General features: G+C 64.2%; 14 protein-coding genes and 1 tRNA gene. 9 read left to right on the top strand and 6 right to left on the bottom strand.

Annotated features, from left to right (window positions below):
- Nucleotides 1–14: 14 nt before the first annotated feature.
- The 5 genes from serS (at nt 15) to QTH90_RS20880 (ending at nt 4,281) form a co-directional block, all read left to right on the top strand.
- Nucleotides 15–1,346 carry a serine--tRNA ligase gene (gene serS, locus QTH90_RS20860; protein ID WP_286666481.1) on the top strand — a complete coding sequence of 444 codons (1,332 nt, stop codon included), beginning with the start codon at nt 15–17 and terminating at the stop codon, nt 1,344–1,346.
- 47 nt (nt 1,347–1,393) lie between these two features.
- Nucleotides 1,394–1,483: transfer RNA gene (locus QTH90_RS20865), tRNA-Ser, on the top strand.
- Between the two features lie 155 nt (nt 1,484–1,638).
- Nucleotides 1,639–2,928: a site-specific integrase gene (locus tag QTH90_RS20870; protein ID WP_286666482.1), complete on the top strand. Its 1,290-nt coding sequence runs from the start codon at nt 1,639–1,641 to the stop codon at nt 2,926–2,928.
- A 720-nt stretch (nt 2,929–3,648) separates the two neighbouring features.
- Nucleotides 3,649–3,966 carry a hypothetical protein gene (locus QTH90_RS20875; RefSeq protein ID WP_286666483.1) on the top strand — a complete coding sequence of 106 codons (318 nt, stop codon included), beginning with the start codon at nt 3,649–3,651 and terminating at the stop codon, nt 3,964–3,966.
- A 111-nt stretch (nt 3,967–4,077) separates the two neighbouring features.
- Nucleotides 4,078–4,281 (top strand): hypothetical protein, encoded by a 204-nt coding sequence (locus QTH90_RS20880; protein WP_286666484.1) that lies wholly within the window; start codon nt 4,078–4,080, stop codon nt 4,279–4,281.
- 916 nt (nt 4,282–5,197) lie between these two features.
- On the opposite strand, the gene QTH90_RS20885 is transcribed toward QTH90_RS20880, so the two are convergent.
- The 4 genes from QTH90_RS20885 to QTH90_RS20900 all read right to left on the bottom strand — a co-directional run bounded on the left by QTH90_RS20885 (nt 5,198) and on the right by QTH90_RS20900 (nt 9,472).
- Nucleotides 5,198–5,995, bottom strand: coding sequence for a DNA-binding protein (locus QTH90_RS20885; protein ID WP_286666485.1), 798 nt, complete (start codon nt 5,993–5,995; stop codon nt 5,198–5,200).
- An 80-nt stretch (nt 5,996–6,075) separates the two neighbouring features.
- A complete protein-coding gene (locus tag QTH90_RS20890) occupies nt 6,076–7,038 on the bottom strand; it encodes a hypothetical protein (RefSeq protein ID WP_286666486.1) in 963 nt (320 codons plus the stop codon).
- 1,044 nt (nt 7,039–8,082) lie between these two features.
- Entirely contained in the window at nt 8,083–8,370 is a 288-nt protein-coding gene (locus tag QTH90_RS20895) for a hypothetical protein (protein ID WP_286666487.1), read from the bottom strand.
- A 70-nt stretch (nt 8,371–8,440) separates the two neighbouring features.
- Nucleotides 8,441–9,472: an AAA family ATPase gene (locus tag QTH90_RS20900; protein WP_286666488.1), complete on the bottom strand. Its 1,032-nt coding sequence runs from the start codon at nt 9,470–9,472 to the stop codon at nt 8,441–8,443.
- Between the two features lie 233 nt (nt 9,473–9,705).
- Here QTH90_RS20900 and QTH90_RS20905 point away from each other — a divergent pair, with 233 nt between their 5' ends.
- The gene (locus QTH90_RS20905) at nt 9,706–9,894 is read left to right on the top strand and encodes a hypothetical protein (protein ID WP_286666489.1); all 189 of its coding nucleotides are present in this window, start codon (nt 9,706–9,708) and stop codon (nt 9,892–9,894) included.
- 27 nt (nt 9,895–9,921) lie between these two features.
- Here the strand turns inward: QTH90_RS20905 and QTH90_RS20910 are convergent, their stop codons facing one another.
- Nucleotides 9,922–10,260, bottom strand: coding sequence for a hypothetical protein (locus tag QTH90_RS20910; RefSeq protein WP_286666490.1), 339 nt, complete (start codon nt 10,258–10,260; stop codon nt 9,922–9,924).
- A complete protein-coding gene (locus QTH90_RS20915; RefSeq protein WP_353506624.1) occupies nt 10,260–10,733 on the bottom strand; it encodes an AAA family ATPase in 474 nt (157 codons plus the stop codon). The genes QTH90_RS20910 and QTH90_RS20915 overlap by 1 nt, the downstream gene beginning before the upstream one ends.
- Before the next feature lie 52 nt (nt 10,734–10,785).
- On the opposite strand from QTH90_RS20915, the gene QTH90_RS20920 reads away from it, so the two are divergent.
- The 3 genes from QTH90_RS20920 to QTH90_RS20930 all read left to right on the top strand — a co-directional run bounded on the left by QTH90_RS20920 (nt 10,786) and on the right by QTH90_RS20930 (nt 15,345).
- Complete coding sequence (locus QTH90_RS20920) at nt 10,786–11,079, top strand: hypothetical protein (RefSeq protein WP_286666651.1); 294 nt, start codon at nt 10,786–10,788, stop codon at nt 11,077–11,079.
- A 1,031-nt stretch (nt 11,080–12,110) separates the two neighbouring features.
- Entirely contained in the window at nt 12,111–14,750 is a 2,640-nt protein-coding gene (locus QTH90_RS20925) for an AAA family ATPase (RefSeq protein ID WP_286666491.1), read from the top strand.
- Nucleotides 14,751–14,760: 10 nt separating this feature from the next.
- Complete coding sequence (locus QTH90_RS20930; protein WP_286666492.1) at nt 14,761–15,345, top strand: Pvc16 family protein; 585 nt, start codon at nt 14,761–14,763, stop codon at nt 15,343–15,345.
- Nucleotide 15,346: the final 1 nt, after the last annotated feature.

Genomic DNA, 15,346 nt, shown 5'->3' on the forward strand with positions numbered 1-15,346 from the left:
CTAAAATCACGCAAATGCTCGATATCACTCTGTTACGCAAGGACCTCGCGTCCGTCGTTTCCCGCCTCGAAACGCGCAAGAAGGACCAGCCCTACCTCGACGTGGCGAGGTTCAGTTCGCTCGAGGCCGAGCGCAAGACCCTGCAGACCCGCACCGAGGAAATCCAGGCGCGCCGCAATGCCCTCAACAAGCAGATCGGGCCACTGAAGGCCAAGGGCGAGTCGGTGGACGCGCTGATGGCCGAAGTCAACGCGCTCAAGGCGGAGCAGGAATCCTCGGCGACCCGGCTCGACGCGCTCCAGCCCGAACTCCAGGCGCTGCTGCTGGCCGTGCCGAACCTGCCGCATGCCAGCGTGCCGGTTGGCGAGGACGAGCACGCCAACGTCGAGGTGCGGCGCTGGAGCCCCAAGGGCGGCGCGGGTGCATCGGCGTCTCCGTTGGGCTTCACGCCTAAGGATCACGTGGATCTCGGCTTGCCGCTGGGCCTGGATTTCGAAATGGGCGCCAAGCTGTCGGGATCTCGCTTCAGCGTGATGAAGGGGCCGATCGCACGCCTGCATCGCGCACTCGCGCAGTTCATGCTCGACATCCAGACGCAACGGCACGGCTATACCGAGTGCTACGTGCCCTACATCGTCAACGCCGACACGCTGCGCGGCACCGGCCAGTTGCCCAAGTTCGAAGGCGACCTGTTCGCCGCCAAGAAGGGCGGACAGGATGGCGAGCCGGCGCCCGATCATTCGGCGCTCTATCTCATCCCGACCAGCGAAGTGCCGCTCACGAACTTCGTGCGCGACGAAGTGGTGGCCGAGGCGCAATTGCCGATCAGGCTCACCGCGCATACGCCGTGCTTCCGCTCGGAGGCGGGCAGCGCCGGGCGCGACACGCGCGGGATGATCCGCCAGCACCAGTTCGACAAGGTCGAGATGGTGCAGATCACCCACCCCGAGAAGAGCTACGAGGCACTGGAGGCCATGACGGGCCACGCAGAGGCCGTGTTGCAGGCGCTGGAGTTGCCTTACCGCGTCGTATTGCTGAGCACGGGCGACATGGGCTTTGGCTCCACCAAGACCTATGACCTCGAGGTGTGGCTGCCTGCGCAAGACACCTATCGCGAGATCAGCTCGGTGTCGAACTGCGAGGCCTTTCAGGCACGGCGGCTCCAGGCTCGCTTCAAGAACGCGCAAGGCAAGAACGAACTCGTTCACACGCTCAACGGGTCGGGCCTGGCGGTCGGCCGTACGCTGGTGGCGGTGCTGGAAAACCACCAGCACGAAGACGGCTCGATCCATGTGCCGGCGGCGTTGCGGCCCTATCTGGGCGGCACTGAAGTGCTGCGCGGCTGAAAAAATGCGCTTTAAGGTCTGCTAGAATCGAAGGCTCGACAGACACCGGAGAGGTGGCAGAGTGGTCGAATGTACCTGACTCGAAATCAGGCGTACGTGCGAACGTACCGAGGGTTCGAATCCCTCCCTCTCCTCCAAGTAACGCTAAGTAGTTGCTTGGCAAGCGATTTTTCAGAATCGCGCCTCCAGTCCGCTGTTTGGTGGCACAAAGTGGTGGCACACGCGGATTGCGCGTCGTCGCTGCCGCCATCAGGTTTCGCCATTCCGGCATCCCCTCAACTGGAGATGCTCGATGGCTCGAAACGCCTACCTCACCCTTCATCACGGAACCTGGTGGTTCCAGATCCGCGTTCCCCAGTCGCATCAAGCGGCCCTCGGGCAACAACGCATCCGGGTCAACCTGCAAACCGACGATGTCGCGCTCGCCCGGCCGTTCGCTCTTCGGTTGGCGTCCGAATGGTTGCTGCGTTTCGCCTCGGCCCCTGGCCTTCCCGGGCTGCCCTCGACCTCTCTCGCAATCGCGCTTCCTTCTCGGGAGCTTGCATCCGCAATCACGACCCCTGCCCGTAACCTTGGCGCTGTCCAGTTGCCGGTCGAGGTCAAGGCTGCGCCCGCATCGCACGCACTTTGCGCCGATATGCTTGCCCTGTTTCGGTACTGGCGCGGTCTGAACACCGAACGAGCCCCCAGTTCCGTCAAGGAGTTTGAGAGCACCGCGCGCAAGTTCAAGGCCGTCATCGCGAAGGCGCCTCATGAGTTGGTCCGCACAGACATCACGCAGTTTCGGGACCACCTTCTGCAGGTCGGTGATGCTCGGGCGACCGTTACCAAGAAGCTGTCCTTCGTCAACGCGATGCTGCAAAGTGCCTACGACGCCGGGTATTTGCCCGCGAACGTCGCTCGCGGGATGAAAGTCCCGCGGCCCAAGGTCGAGACCGTCAAGCGAATGGCTTTTTCCGTGGAGAGCCTGACGCGCATCTTCACGTCCAAGGTCTACAACGACGGCTTCCGCCCGCAGGGCGGGGGAGGGGAGGCCCTGGCCTGGGTGCCGATGCTCGCTTTGGTCACGGGTGCCCGCTTGGAAGAACTCTGCCAGTTGCGGTTGGCAGATGTTCTCCATGACCAGGCACTCGGTTGGTATCTGCGCATCGATGATGGGGAGGGTCAGCGCGTCAAGACTACTTCGTCCCGGCGACTCGTGCCCTTGCACCTCGACATCGTCGACTCGGGGTTCGTCCGCTATGTGCAGGGGCTGCAGGCGGCCGGACACGAATGGGTCTTCCCCGTCCTGGAGCCCGACAACGACGGGCGGCGCGGCGGCAATTTCGGTAAGGTTTTTGCGCGCCTGCTGCGCAGCCCTACGGGCTGCGGCGTCGACGACCGCCGACTCGTTTTCCATAGCTTCAGACACACCTTCAAGACGATGTGCAGAGCGAGCGGCATCTCCGAGGAGGTGCACGATGCGCTCTCGGGCCACGTTGGGCACACCGTCGGACGGGACTACGGGAGCGTGCCGCTCGGCCGCCTCTTCGATGCCGTGCGGAGCATCAAGGTGCCCATCGGATTGCCGAAGGTGGCTTGACGGCGGAGCAGTGCGAGGGCCGTTCAGCGCCTGTCGAACGTTGCCCGCGATGGCGCGGGCGGCCGGCAGCAGGTCGTCCGCATCCAGTTGGTAGTCGGCTTCGTAGTGTTTTTGGTGCACCGACTCGGGGGCGTGTCCCAGGAAGCGCACGCGGCGGGGTCCGCAGATCTCCGCGTTGCGCATTGCGACTGCGGCGGTCGTGCGCAATGACTGGAAGACCAGACGCCTGTCGCGGTTTGGAAAGATTTGGTCGAGGCGACGATTGAGGACCTTGCTTGCCGCAGTCGATAGCTTGTCGTACCGGTCGGGCGTGAGATTCGGAAACAGCCTCTCCGACGTGCCGATCCGAGAGTTCAGGAAGGCATCCAAGTCGGGCACGGTACCCACCATGACGGGGAGCCGGCGGTTCGACTGGAGATTCTTAAGGCGAGCGTCGCCGCTTCCAGCGGCGGCGGCGCTTGCAATGCGGACAAGCCAATACGCTTCGCCGTCGGCGCTTCGTTCGAGTGCAATGTCGGTCCCTCTCAACTGGCACACCTCTTCCAGGCGTGCGGCAGTCAGCGCTGCCAAGCACGTGATGTGCTTGTAGCTGGGATGGAGGGTGCCATCGTTGAATACGCCGTGGAGCAGCGCGGACAACTGGGTGAGGGTGAATTTGATGCGCCCCGGTGAACTGGACGACAGCAGTTCTCTTGCGTCGTCAATGGCCTCACAAACCGTTTGCGTTTCGTCGTATTGGGCGACGAGGGACGACAAGATGCCAAGCTTGGTGTCGACTGTCCTGTCGCTGTTCGGTCGGCATGCCTCGACAAAAGCGGCGACGTCCACCGCGGTAATCATTTCGAGCGGCCGGCGGCCGAGCAGGGGAGCAAGGGTGCGAGCGATCTGCTTGTACTTGTCCAGGGTCTTCGGATTGCGGGGCTTGCGAAGGTCGATTCCCTTTTGCTCCCATTTCTGGACGGCACTTTCGATACTGTTTCCCCAGAGTTCGAGCAGGGGCAGTTGGTCGTTGAGGGCTGGCCGAAGCTTGGTCGCTGACTCGCCCCCGTCGCATACGGCAATGGTTTGTGCAAGATAGGCCACGCGTTCGGCGTTGAATACCGCAGCGAACCTGACGCGGACCTTGTCGCCGCCGAAGAACTGCACGCAGTGACGCTCTCGAAGCGTTTCGATTGCCGCGCTCGCCAGGTCGCCACACCCATCTCGCTGGAGCGCCTTTGCTTCGGCGTGCAGGCGCTTTTGTTGCTGAGCAAGCTCGTCGAAGAGTCGATCGCGTCGTTCCCTGCTCGACTCGGCGCGGAAGGCCTCGACCTTCAGCAGAAATTCTTGTGCTTCTGCGTCAATCGCGGTTGATGCAGCCCGTGCGGCAATCTCGGGGGTGAGCTGAAAACTGACGACCCGCTTGGGATCCATGGCAGGCGATGTGGCAGGCTCGGCGCCTGCGCGAAATTCATCTGAATGCGCCATGCGAAGTTCGTCGAACTCCGCAAGGAACTGTTGTGCGAGTGCATCCTTACGTGCCAGGATGACCTCCATGGGAAGCTTGTTCGCGCGTCCTATCGTTTTCTTGCGGATGGACGACCCATAGCAGTGCTGCAGGTCCGCTGGCACCTTGCGCTGGCAGTAGTACTCATTTTTTCGCTTGTCGAACCCAAGATACTTGGCTTTGATCGGATGCGTTTCAGAACTCAAAAGAATCTCGTCGCCCAGCGCCTCACCACCAGCGAGGAGAGACGCAGGGTCAATGACCTAATGAACTGCTGATGGCGTGATGTCTAGCGAGTAGAAGCGTCGGATTGACCGTCTAAGGCGGTGCATGCGTTTTAGGCCAATGAGTAGTGCCTGGGATTGCCGAGGCAGGTCGCTGCATCGGGTGGGTGGAAGCGGTCCCTGCGCGGCAATCCGCTTCGGGCTACGCCTCACGCGCGTCGCCGCGCAGCGAGTGATCGAAGACTTGCACCACCTCCCGGGACATCAACACCAAGCACGGCGGCATTCGCTACGTCTCGTATTGACACGTCCGTATGCTCAGGGCCATACGGCACGAGGCATATCAGCCATACCGGCATATTGGTATGGCTGATATGAATGGATGGAGCGCAGCAAACCATTCCGCGCGCCTCCAGGCTCGAGTCGCCGAAATGCAGACGCGATAAAAAAGTCCCCGCCGAAGCCGGCGGGGCGAAACCAGTCGTTCGACTAGAAGGGACTCAGAGAGGGCTGTATCGCGATGACCGTCGCGTACCGGCACCGCGCTGGCAATTGACGACTACCGGGGCGGGCCCGATAGACCGTGCTTGAAGCGCTGCGGCTTGGATGCGACGTTCCGGCCTGGCTTGAGGAAGCGCCGGGACGCCGTGGTGGCCCGCAGCTCTTCAGCCGCGGCTTCGGCAGCGGTTGCGCGCTCGATCGCGTCTTTGGTGGCCGTGAGTGCTGCATCGAGTTCCGTCCGCAGGCGCTCAGTGACCTGCACGCCATCACGGGCCGCATCCTGCCAAGTCGCGCACTTCGTTTCCAGATCCGCGCGTTCCGCAGCCGCAGCGGCGAGCTGCACAGCGGTCGCCTCCTGACGTACGCGCGCGTCCGCCAACGCCGCCTGGCTTGACTCCAAGTGAGTCCGGCACTCAACCAGGGCGCCGAGTGCTTCGTCCCGCTCGGACGTTCGCAGGGCAACGTCGACTTCGAGTTGTGCGATCTGCTCTTCCAACTTGGAGTTCAAGCCGAGCAGCTCTTGCGCATCGACGAGCATGCCGTCAAGGCGGGCGTCACATTCGGCTTTGGCCTTGACAGCTTGCGCGTGGAGTTCGGTCCTCAGCGCGTGGACCAGCGCGCTCGAAATCACGGTCGCTGCGTCGCCGTCGCTCGCTTCACGGTCACGGCGCCACTCCGACAGGAAAAGATGCACGTACTTGGTGTCGCCCAGGGCTTCATGTGGTCGCATCCGCTGCATCTCGGCGCGGACATGGCTTGCGCTTCGCGGGGATTCGTCTTGAGCGAGGAGAGCGTCGCAAGCGGCGTAGACGAACGACTTGCGTGCTGCGATTTCGACTTCAGTGAGTTTGGGCATCGTGTTTTTGCGTTGTTGAACTACGGCCTATAGCCACCGATAACTTGCCGAATGGACGCCGGCGCGCAGCCTCGCCGGGTCTAGGTGTTGGCGCCGCCCGCGGGCAGGGTGTCTTCCGCGATGATTGAACTCGTGCAGGCGGCGGCGAGCACCTCTTCTGCATGTGCTGAGGCTTGCCGCTCTGCTTCATGCACCCGGTGTTGCATCACACGGACCAGCACGTCCAGTCGCAGCGGATCCGGTCGGTGGTAGCACCGGAAGGCCTTCGTCAGGTACGGTGCCATGTCTGTCCAAGGAAAGGGTTCGTCCGCGTGATGAGCCCGGCGCCAGGCTTCGCGCCCCGCCCGCTGTAAGGCGAGCTTTTGCTCACGAATTCCGGCGAATCCAGGCAGCGCCTTCAACGACTGCACAAGCCGATCGAGGCGCTCGCCGACTCGGGAGTCCGGACCATGCGATCGGGACAGGGCACAGATCGCCTCTAGGTGCCGTTCGTAGGCTTCCGGGCTGAGCACCCAAGTCCACCGCTTGGAGCCGCCTTGCTCGCGTGCGCGCTGGCGACGAACAAGGCGCAACTCGGTTCCGAAGGCCAACCGCTGGCCGGCAGCCCAGGCGTCCTGCAACTGCTCGCGCTCGTGCACGACGCCGACGCCGTCCGAGGCCAAGAGCCACCAGCGCAGCGTCGTAGGGGAGTTGGGCCAGAAGAATACCTGCGCCGCCGCCCGGTACCGACCCCGGGCGGCGGACCGCTGTGCGGGCGTCGCGTCCGCTCCGTAGAGGAGCGCGAACTTGTCCGCAAGTTGTAGTGCTTTGTCGACGTGAACCGTGCCTCCGGTCCAATGCCGGGAGCCTCGCTCTACGGTCTCCAGCAACACCCTGAGGCATGCCGCCTTCGACGACGGGATGCGGACGTACGACGTACCGGAGGGGAAGAGTTTCGGCAGGGCGATCACGGTGCCAATCAGGTAGTTGAGGAATACCGTGTAGAACGCCGTCGGATAAGAAGAAGCCAGGTCTAAGGCGCAGCGGGGGAGTACAGATTGCACCGTGTGATTCGGCGCTAGCCGAATCACACATAAAGATGTTCCAAGGGGGGTGGAGGGGGAGCGCCCCCTCCTGCGCGCGGACCGCCCTCAATGGGCGGTTCGCGCGCTCAGCCTGGCGCACGCGCGGGCGGCTGTGAAGCCGTCCGCGCGTGCCGCGCCGCTGCGCGTGGGCCCCGGTGCAGCGCGGTGCACGCCAAGCTGGGCCGCGTGCTACACGAGGCTGGGTAAAGGAACGAACACAGGATTACCAAACGGGCGAACCGCCCCTCGCAAGCTTTCTTGCCGGGGTGCGCCAACGCCCCGGTAAATCGAGTCTCCCGCCGTGAGAGCCAACTCTCGGCGAACGACTGCCTGTCGCGGTGTGCTTCTAATAGAGCTCGCACCGTGGCGACGGGCGCTGCAAGTTAACCAGCTTGCTTCGACCCAATCCGGAATGGATGTTGGGCGACGCGGACACGGCCCACCAGGTGACTGGAGGGGGACCTGTCGATTCGCGAAACCGGGGGGTGGCCAGAAGGCCGCCGGAAGGCCCGGCCAGGGGCAGCGGGTAACCGTTGAACCTGTGCCTCGGAGGTGGGCTTCACGCGCGCAGGGTGACCTGCGCGAGCTGACCAGGCGAAAGCTCGGGTCGGTGGTACTGGGGGGCGCAAGCCGCCCAGATCGATGGATAGCTTAAGCCTCTAATCGCACCCACGAGGGGGTGCGTCGAGGAGATCATGAGAGCCATTGGCCCGCCTGAAGTGCGGGTCGATCACAGTTGGAAGCGGCGTACCAGACTAAGGGGGAGCTATGGAACATCGTCCCCCTGAAATCGAGACCAGTCATGGTCTGAAAGCCCAAAGGGCCAGGTATGTACGCGAGGCAGTGGCGCTCTTGATCGCAGTAGCGGTCGAATAACGCGGGAAGTCTCTGCAGGTTTCTCCGGGTGGCACCGGGGATGAACACCGCGCCAGTGGAAAAGCTGGCTTGGCAGGACGGGAGCGGCGCTGAGTAGATGTCGAAAGCCGATGTGCGATGTGATCGAAGCACATGGGCGACGGCCTGCTAACGCAGCCGCCCAGGCGGGCAGGTACTGCTCATCGCGCCTTCAAGTCGGCGATGCACCTGCGGAGCTGTCCCCCGGGCCCAGGCCCGCGCCTGCGTCGCCGCATCCAGCAAAGCCGGATCGGCGAGCCTCATCGCCTCGTGCGCGGCGGGCGCGTACTTCACGGTTGCATCGCGAGAGGGCGCCGCGCAGCGCTCGGTGAGTGCCGCGGTCGAAGCGGCGACATCAGATATCTCCTGCATCACGATCCGGCCGGTGCGCTGCGTTGTGCGCGGGTGCGTGGTCACGCCCGCGTCAGCATGTCCCACGATAGGGGGCCGGCGCGGCGCAAGGCGAGCGCGCACCCCGAGTGCGCCTTCAGGGCAAGCGCAGGTGGTCTACTTCCCGGACGAGACATCCGGCTTCGACGAGACGGGCCACTGCTTCCGTAAACCGCGTCGTTGCGTGGCGACTGCCAGGCTTGTATTGGGCCTTGAAGGCAGAGAGGGCTTCGGACTCCCGAACACCCTGGCCGCCGTAACTGCGGACTATTTCCACCACGATCCTCTCGTTAGGGCCGAGACGTTCTTGAGCAGGCTTGGGCAAAGGACGAGGCGCGCCGTTAGCGTGGGCCCCGCCGGCCATCTCGTATGTCACGACGCACGAGGCGACATCCCCCTCGCCAGCTACTTCAAGGAGTTCGAAGGTCCACTCATCGCCGACCTTGGCGTCTCGCTGCTTCTCCACCACCAGGGATCGCTTGCCGGCCTTCTTTTTCAGCTGGAAGATAGTGTCGCAATCCGCGGGAAGCTTGCTCGAGCCACGAAGACCCTTCGCCGAATCCTTGCCGGAATGCGCAATCAGAATGATCATGCCGTCGGTGAGCTTGCGCAGGTGGCGAATCCTCTTCATGGCACCGCCCATGTCGGCGCTGGAGTTTTCTTCAAGGCCCATCATCGCCGCAGACAACGTGTCGATGAAGATCACTGGGTGTTCATCGAGGTGAAGTGCCGCGATGGATTTGGCGAGGTGCTCGACATCTTTATCGTTGTCGAGGCCGAACCCCTCTTCCAGGATGAATCGAGCGCGATCAGGCAGGGGCCGTCCATGGTGTGTGGACCAAGCGCGCACCCGCGCTGCGATTCCGTCCGATCCTTCCAGTCCTACGTAAACAACGCCGCGCGCCTTGGCTGTATTTCCAAAGAACTGCCCCCCTTCGGCGATGGCGGCCAGGAGTTCGAGCGCAATGAAAGTTTTTCCCACGTTGGTAGCGCCGTAAATCGCGGCCACACCGGTCGCGGGCAGCATGCCAGGAATGGTCCACTCCTTTGGTGGCCGGCTAAGAAGTTCCGCAGCCGTCATCGCGGCATAGAGGGGTTTGGAATCGGGAAGTTGTTCGCGAATTTTCATAGTGTCCTTGTGGGTCAAGGACGCCTATAGCGACTGGAAGCGCGGTCAAGCCCGTGCACGTCGGCACGGATGTGCGCGGTCGACGTTGGCGGCGCTGCGCCGGATAATTTCGGCGGGCGGCGTTGGTATTCCCGATATTCCCGATAGGTTCGGTATTCCCGATAACTCGCATATCTCGGAAATCTCGGCCACCCAGGCATGCCCCGAAGTGCGCGCTATGTCGATATGTCGACATGCCCTATATGCGCGATATCTCCGATATTGCCGATATGGCCGATATGGCCGATATGGCCGATATGGCCGATATTTCCGGTATCCCCCATATCCCCGATATCCCCGATCTCCCCGATATCCCCGATATCCCGCAGCGTTCGGCAGTATTTGTGAGCGTAAAAAAAGAAGGCCCAGTAAGGGCCTTCTGATATTGGTGGCATGGAGACAGATCCTGCCTACCGGGTCTCCTTCTTGCGTCCTGGTTTGACCCTCTCGACCTTGTCAAGTGCGGCCACGAGGTCCGGCCCGCTTAGTGCGGAAAGGAGCAGGAGGCCGGCGCGCGCAATCTCGGAGTTCCAGGTGACGCGTCCTTCACGTGCCGCCCGCGCCTGAAGCTCCCGGATCAGCGAGACCTCCGTCGGAAGCAGGGAGAAGCTGACGCAGACTGTCACCTTGGAGGACGCCTGACCAGGAATCCGTCCGTTGGCACCGTCTGCGGCGTCGAGGCGCTTTTCCAATTGGCGTTTGTTCGACTGCAAGCTGTGGCGAAGATCGTTCTTGACGCTGGCGCTCATCAAAGCCACCCCATCCTTTCGTACATCTCCCTCGCAACCGCTTGCGATTCCGCCGCGGCCACCTTGTGTGCAGAGCCCATGCGGGCAGGGACGCTGCCTTCGAGGGCTGCTTGCTGGAAGCTCATCCGACTTCCGAGCGTGGCGTCCAGAACGGGGACGTCGCTGTCCTCGCGCATCACGTCCAGGGCGTCGTGGCACAGGCGCGTGTGGGAAACGCGGTTGGCGACAACGAAGGCGCGAAGATCATTGTTCACAAGGCGTGCCCGATTGATCAGTTCGGTAATCCCTTGGGTAGCCCACAGGTCCGAAGGGGTGGGCTGCAGCGGGATGAGGCACACGTCCGAGGCCAGGAGTGCACTTTGGGTCACTGGCGCATCGACGGCCGGTGGGCAGTCGATGACGATGTACTCGTAGTCAGCGGCCAGCGGCCGGACCAACTGATGGAGCTTGTTCTGGGCATGCGCTATGCCCATCACGGCCGCCGGAAACGGTTTGTGCTCGGGTGCGCTCGTCAGCGCTTGCGACGTGGCTGGACGTTCGGACCTGGAGTCGCTGGAGATCTCGGCCGTGGACTGCAGGCTGTACGCGCTGCTGGTGGGACAGAGCCGACCCGGCATGGCGCCGCTGGTGCCCATAAGGGGCTTCAGCGAACTGCTGTCCGAAACGGAAGAGCTGCGCAGGTTGACGGAAAGCGAGGTCTTCGACGCGGTTGCGGGGCTGCGTGAAGACCTGCGGGGGCCGAAGGCCTGCTCCGTGCTGATGCTGCCGGGTGCGCAGAGGCTCAAGTCGCTGACCATCACGGTTTGCCAGCCGCGATAACAGGCCAACTGCGAAAGCCGAGAAGTAGTTGTTTTGCGAGGCCCCACCAGTTGGTGGGCCTCTTTTCGTACCAAGCTGGAGCACACGTCTTTGCCAAATACACCCGCGTGTGCCAGGCGCGGCCCCGCCAACCTCGAATCGAATCACTTACCCCTTCGGAGCGTCGCCAGCTTCAGGTGAAAGCGGCCCGACGATCGGCGCCCATTCGGCAGTTCTGGCGCTGGCCGGTAAGCGACCGCCTATCCCATTTTGAACAAGTGTTGGTTCCTCGGCCCGCGCGGGCATAGGTTTCGGCTGACGTCCACGGGCAGTCTTTCAGCCGTCGGTCTCTGGACGTCCGGTCTCGAACGCAAAGCTGCTGTTGGCCTGTCGGATTCCATCGACAGCTCCGTGCCCGTTGCAGACATTCGCCTGCGCTTGTGGAGCTGGAGCAACCGGCCATCACCGGTCCTCGGACTGCGTAAAGCGAAAGGTAAGTCAAGACTGGGTGCTGTCCTTCGAAAGTTGATGCCGAATGACGGCGGTCTCAGCAAGCTGACTTTCGGCCTCTTCTTCACGAGCGACTGGTCTACCTTGGAACTTGGCGTCCGCCGAAATCATTGAAGAAATTTGCCTCGGCGACGGTGATCGAATGTTTGAAGGGCTGCTTTCCAATGTCCCGAAATGGCGTTCGGGGCCCATGGCGGTCAATGAGTGTCGCGCCGCTAAGGATAGCTCCGCAGCGGGTGCGGTCAGTGGCCGCCGGCGGCCGTTCTCAGCCACCTGGCATTGAGCAGTCGCTGGCGCCGGGGAGCGGTGCCGGCCCGAGCGGCGGCGCGGCAGGCAAGATCAGTTCGCCCTGACGGACGGCTTTGTTCGCGGGTGAATCCAACGATTGATCAATTACTGATCTGCCGAGACCGTAATGATCGATGCGTGGATAGACCGATAGTCTCACCTACTTGGCAAATCCAATCTCAGCCGCCGAGGCCGATCGCCAACTGAGGTACTCCATCACACACTTCCCTCCGAATGGAAATTCGGGGGATGCCTTGAATCAGATCCGCGTGCTAATCGGTTGTGCCGACTATCTGGTGACGCCAGACATCGAGCGTGACGTCCGCGCCTCGACGGAAATGCACCTGGTCGCCGATGCTATGACGCCCGGCGAGGCTCTCCGCCGCCTTGATGCGGATCCGACGCTGGTCGATGTGCTACTGCTCATCGGAGATGTACCGGCGTTCGACCGCACTGGCTTGTTGAAGCGGCATGCATCGCTGCGCATTCTGCAACTCCTGACCTTGGATTCAGCAGTGCGCTTTGATGCCCTCGGTCTGAGCAAGGAGCAGGTGATCGATTTTCTGGTGGCCTTCGGGCGCGAGCGCGATTCGACCCTGGGGGGGCGCTGGCGGACGATCGCACCGACTGACAGAGCTCCCGGCCAGGCTGTCGCATTGCCACTACCGAACCCCGCGGCTGAAGCGAAGCCAGGTGAGGCGAACCGTGGTGAGCCCAAGGCGGCGCCGAAAATCACGGGTGCACCTGAGACGGATCAGCTCTGGGCCATCGTTTGCGATTGGCTGGATGCCGCCTTGCATCGATTCAACGATGCACGACCGACCGCGCCGGACGAGATGACCGGCCTGACGGTGCCCCAGGCCCTGGTGGTCAAGCTGCTGACCCGCTGCGCCGCCGAAGACGGCGAGGACGCCGGCGCCGACGCCGTCAACGCGGCCTTGAATGCCCTGGACAACGCGCTGCGCACCCAGGCGGCCACGCCGCTCGCGCGGCTCTTCCGGGCGCTTGACCTGCACCCGGAGGCGCGCCAGCTTTTCTTGCTGGCCTTGGCGCCGGAACTGGATTGCCGATACCAGCGCGTCTTCGGCGTGTTCAACGATGACATGGGCCAGCGCGCGCTCGGCTTCGGCGTGGCCTGCGCGGTGATCGGGCCGCAAGCCCAGGTGCGGACATCGCTGGCGGCCTTCGACGGGCTCGACCGCCTGCGCCTGCTGGACCGGGACTCGCGGCATCCGCCGGCTTTCGATGAAGCGCTGCGGGTGGATCCGCCCTTGTGTGCGTGGCTGCTCGGGCACGCCGAGGCGCTGGAGGCCGACCCGGCCTTGCAGGGCGCCCTTCGCAAGGCGCCGTGGCCGGGTAGGCGCTGGCTCGTCGGTGAACAGGACAGGCAGCATGGGGCGGCGTTGATCGAGGCGCTGAGAAAGGCCGCAGGTGCCGGACACGGCGTCGTGCTGGAAGGCTCCGACGTGGACGGCTGGCGTGCGCTGCTGGAGTCGGCGAAGGGCGCGGAGCCGCTGTGGCGCGTCGATCTTGGGGCTCTAGGCGAACGGTCGGTGGCCGAGCAGCAGGATCTCGCGGCGCGGCTGGAGCGCCTCACGCTGCTGCGCGGCGGATGGCTGGTGCTGGACGCTTCCGCCTTCCCTGATCGGCCTGCGCTGGTGGCGCCGATGGGACCCTTGCTGGGCTCGCTGGGCTCGCTGGGCTCGCTGGGCACGATGACGCGCGTTGCTATCGTGGCGCGTCGCGCGGAGATCGTGCTCGGCGCGCTGGCGGGGCACGAGCCGCAGGTCTTGAAGCGCGAGCCGGCGCCGTTGAAGGCCCGCGCCGCGGTGCTGGCACGGGCCGGTACTGACGCCGGGCTGTCTTTGACCGGCGCAGATGCCGAGCGCCTGGCGGCGGGCTTGCCTGTCGGTCTGGCCCAACTCGACGAGGCCGTGCGCCTGATGCAGGCGCGATCCGCGCGCGGGGAGCCCCAGGACTCCGCGCGCGACTTTGCCCGCGCGCTTCGCTGGGCGGCGAGTCCGGACCTTCCGCGTTTCGCGCGCCGGCTCGAGGCGTCGTTCCAGCTGGACGACGTGGTGCTGCCGCCCGAACCCGCGGCGCAGCTGCGCGAAATCGTGGCGAACGTGTGCCATGCCGCGCGCGTGATGCAGGACTGGGGCTTCGAAGCGCAGTTGCCGTATGGCCGCGGCGTGACCGCCTTGTTTTCCGGGCCGAGCGGGACGGGCAAGACGATGGCGGCGCAGGCGATCGCGCAGACCCTGGGAGTGGAGGCCTTTGTCGTGGACCTGTCGCGGATCGTCAGCAAGTACATCGGCGAGACGGAGAAGCACCTCGACGCGGTGTTCGACGACGCCGAGCGTGCCGGTGCCGTGCTGCTCTTCGACGAGGCCGACGCGCTCTTCGGCAAGCGCAGCGAGGTCAGGGACGCGCACGACCGCTACGCCAACATCGAGGTGGCCTACCTGCTGCAGCGCCTGGAGGCGTTCACGGGCCTGGGCATCCTGACGACCAACCTGCGGCAGAACATCGACTCCGCCTTCCTGCGCCGCTTCCGGTTCATCGTAGAGTTTCCGCAGCCGGATGTGAAGGCGCGGGAGGAACTCTGGCGGCGCTGCCTGCCGACCACGGCACCGCGAGAGGCCGGGCTGGAGGCTGGGCTGCGGCAGCTGGCGGCGAACTGCGAACTCAACGGCGGAAACATCCGGCAGATCACGGTGCGCGCCGCCTTCGCGGCCGCGCAGCAGGCGGCACCGGGCAGGGAGGGCCGGATCGGCATGTCGCATCTGCTGGAGGCGGCGCTGGCGGAGGTGCGCAAGCTCGGCCTGGTCGGCACGGAACGCCGCCTGACGGCCTTGTCCGCCGAGTTCAACCGGCCCCTGCGGGCGGCGTGAGGATTGAAATATGAGCGCGGCCGCCATTGAACTCGTCACGCTGGCGTTGCGGGACCGGATTGCCGAGGCCTTGGAGTCGACGTCCGCCAATGGCGACGTCTTCATCGGACCGCTGAGTGCGAGCGGCACGACATCACGGCGGGTGGTGCTGTTCCTGTACCGCGTGGCGGTCAACACGGAACTGCGCAACCGGCCGTATTCCCACGTCAAGGAAACCAGCAAGGTCGCGGAGCTGCACGAACACGCCGTCCCCTTGGATCTGCATTTCCTGATCACGCCGAGCCTGCGGCCTGACGTTGACAGCGCAAACGAGTCGGACCGTGCGGAGCTGCGGGATCTCGGCCAGATCATCCTGGCGCTGCACCTGGATCCGGTGATCACGGGCCGCTACGTCGCTGGGCAGACCTGCAAGCTGGTGCTGGAGCAGTTGTCCTCGGAGGAGATGAGCCGGCTCTGGGGTCTGTTTCCGACCGAGAACTACCGGACGTCGGTGTCGCTGCTGGTGTCGCCGGTGTGGCTGGTGCCGACGCTGAAGCCGCCTGGCGCGCCGGTCCTGGACGAGACCTACGCGACTCGCGCGGGCGTGGAGGTCTGAC

Source organism: Variovorax flavidus (assembly GCF_030317145.1).
GTDB lineage: Bacteria > Pseudomonadota > Gammaproteobacteria > Burkholderiales > Burkholderiaceae_C > Variovorax > Variovorax flavidus.

Excerpts from the sequence above, each read along its gene's own strand:
- QTH90_RS20915 (WP_353506624.1), bottom strand. The coding sequence starts at position 10,733 with ATGGGCATAGCGCATGCCCAGAACAAGCTCCATCAGTTGGTCCGGCCG.
- QTH90_RS20900 (WP_286666488.1), bottom strand. The coding sequence starts at position 9,472 with ATGAAAATTCGCGAACAACTTCCCGATTCCAAACCCCTCTATGCCGCG.
- QTH90_RS20930 (WP_286666492.1), top strand. The coding sequence starts at position 14,761 with ATGAGCGCGGCCGCCATTGAACTCGTCACGCTGGCGTTGCGGGACCGG.
- QTH90_RS20905 (WP_286666489.1), top strand. The coding sequence starts at position 9,706 with ATGCCCTATATGCGCGATATCTCCGATATTGCCGATATGGCCGATATG.
- QTH90_RS20870 (WP_286666482.1), top strand. The coding sequence starts at position 1,639 with ATGGCTCGAAACGCCTACCTCACCCTTCATCACGGAACCTGGTGGTTC.
- serS (WP_286666481.1), top strand. The coding sequence starts at position 15 with ATGCTCGATATCACTCTGTTACGCAAGGACCTCGCGTCCGTCGTTTCC.
- QTH90_RS20885 (WP_286666485.1), bottom strand. The coding sequence starts at position 5,995 with ATGCCCAAACTCACTGAAGTCGAAATCGCAGCACGCAAGTCGTTCGTC.
- QTH90_RS20910 (WP_286666490.1), bottom strand. The coding sequence starts at position 10,260 with ATGAGCGCCAGCGTCAAGAACGATCTTCGCCACAGCTTGCAGTCGAAC.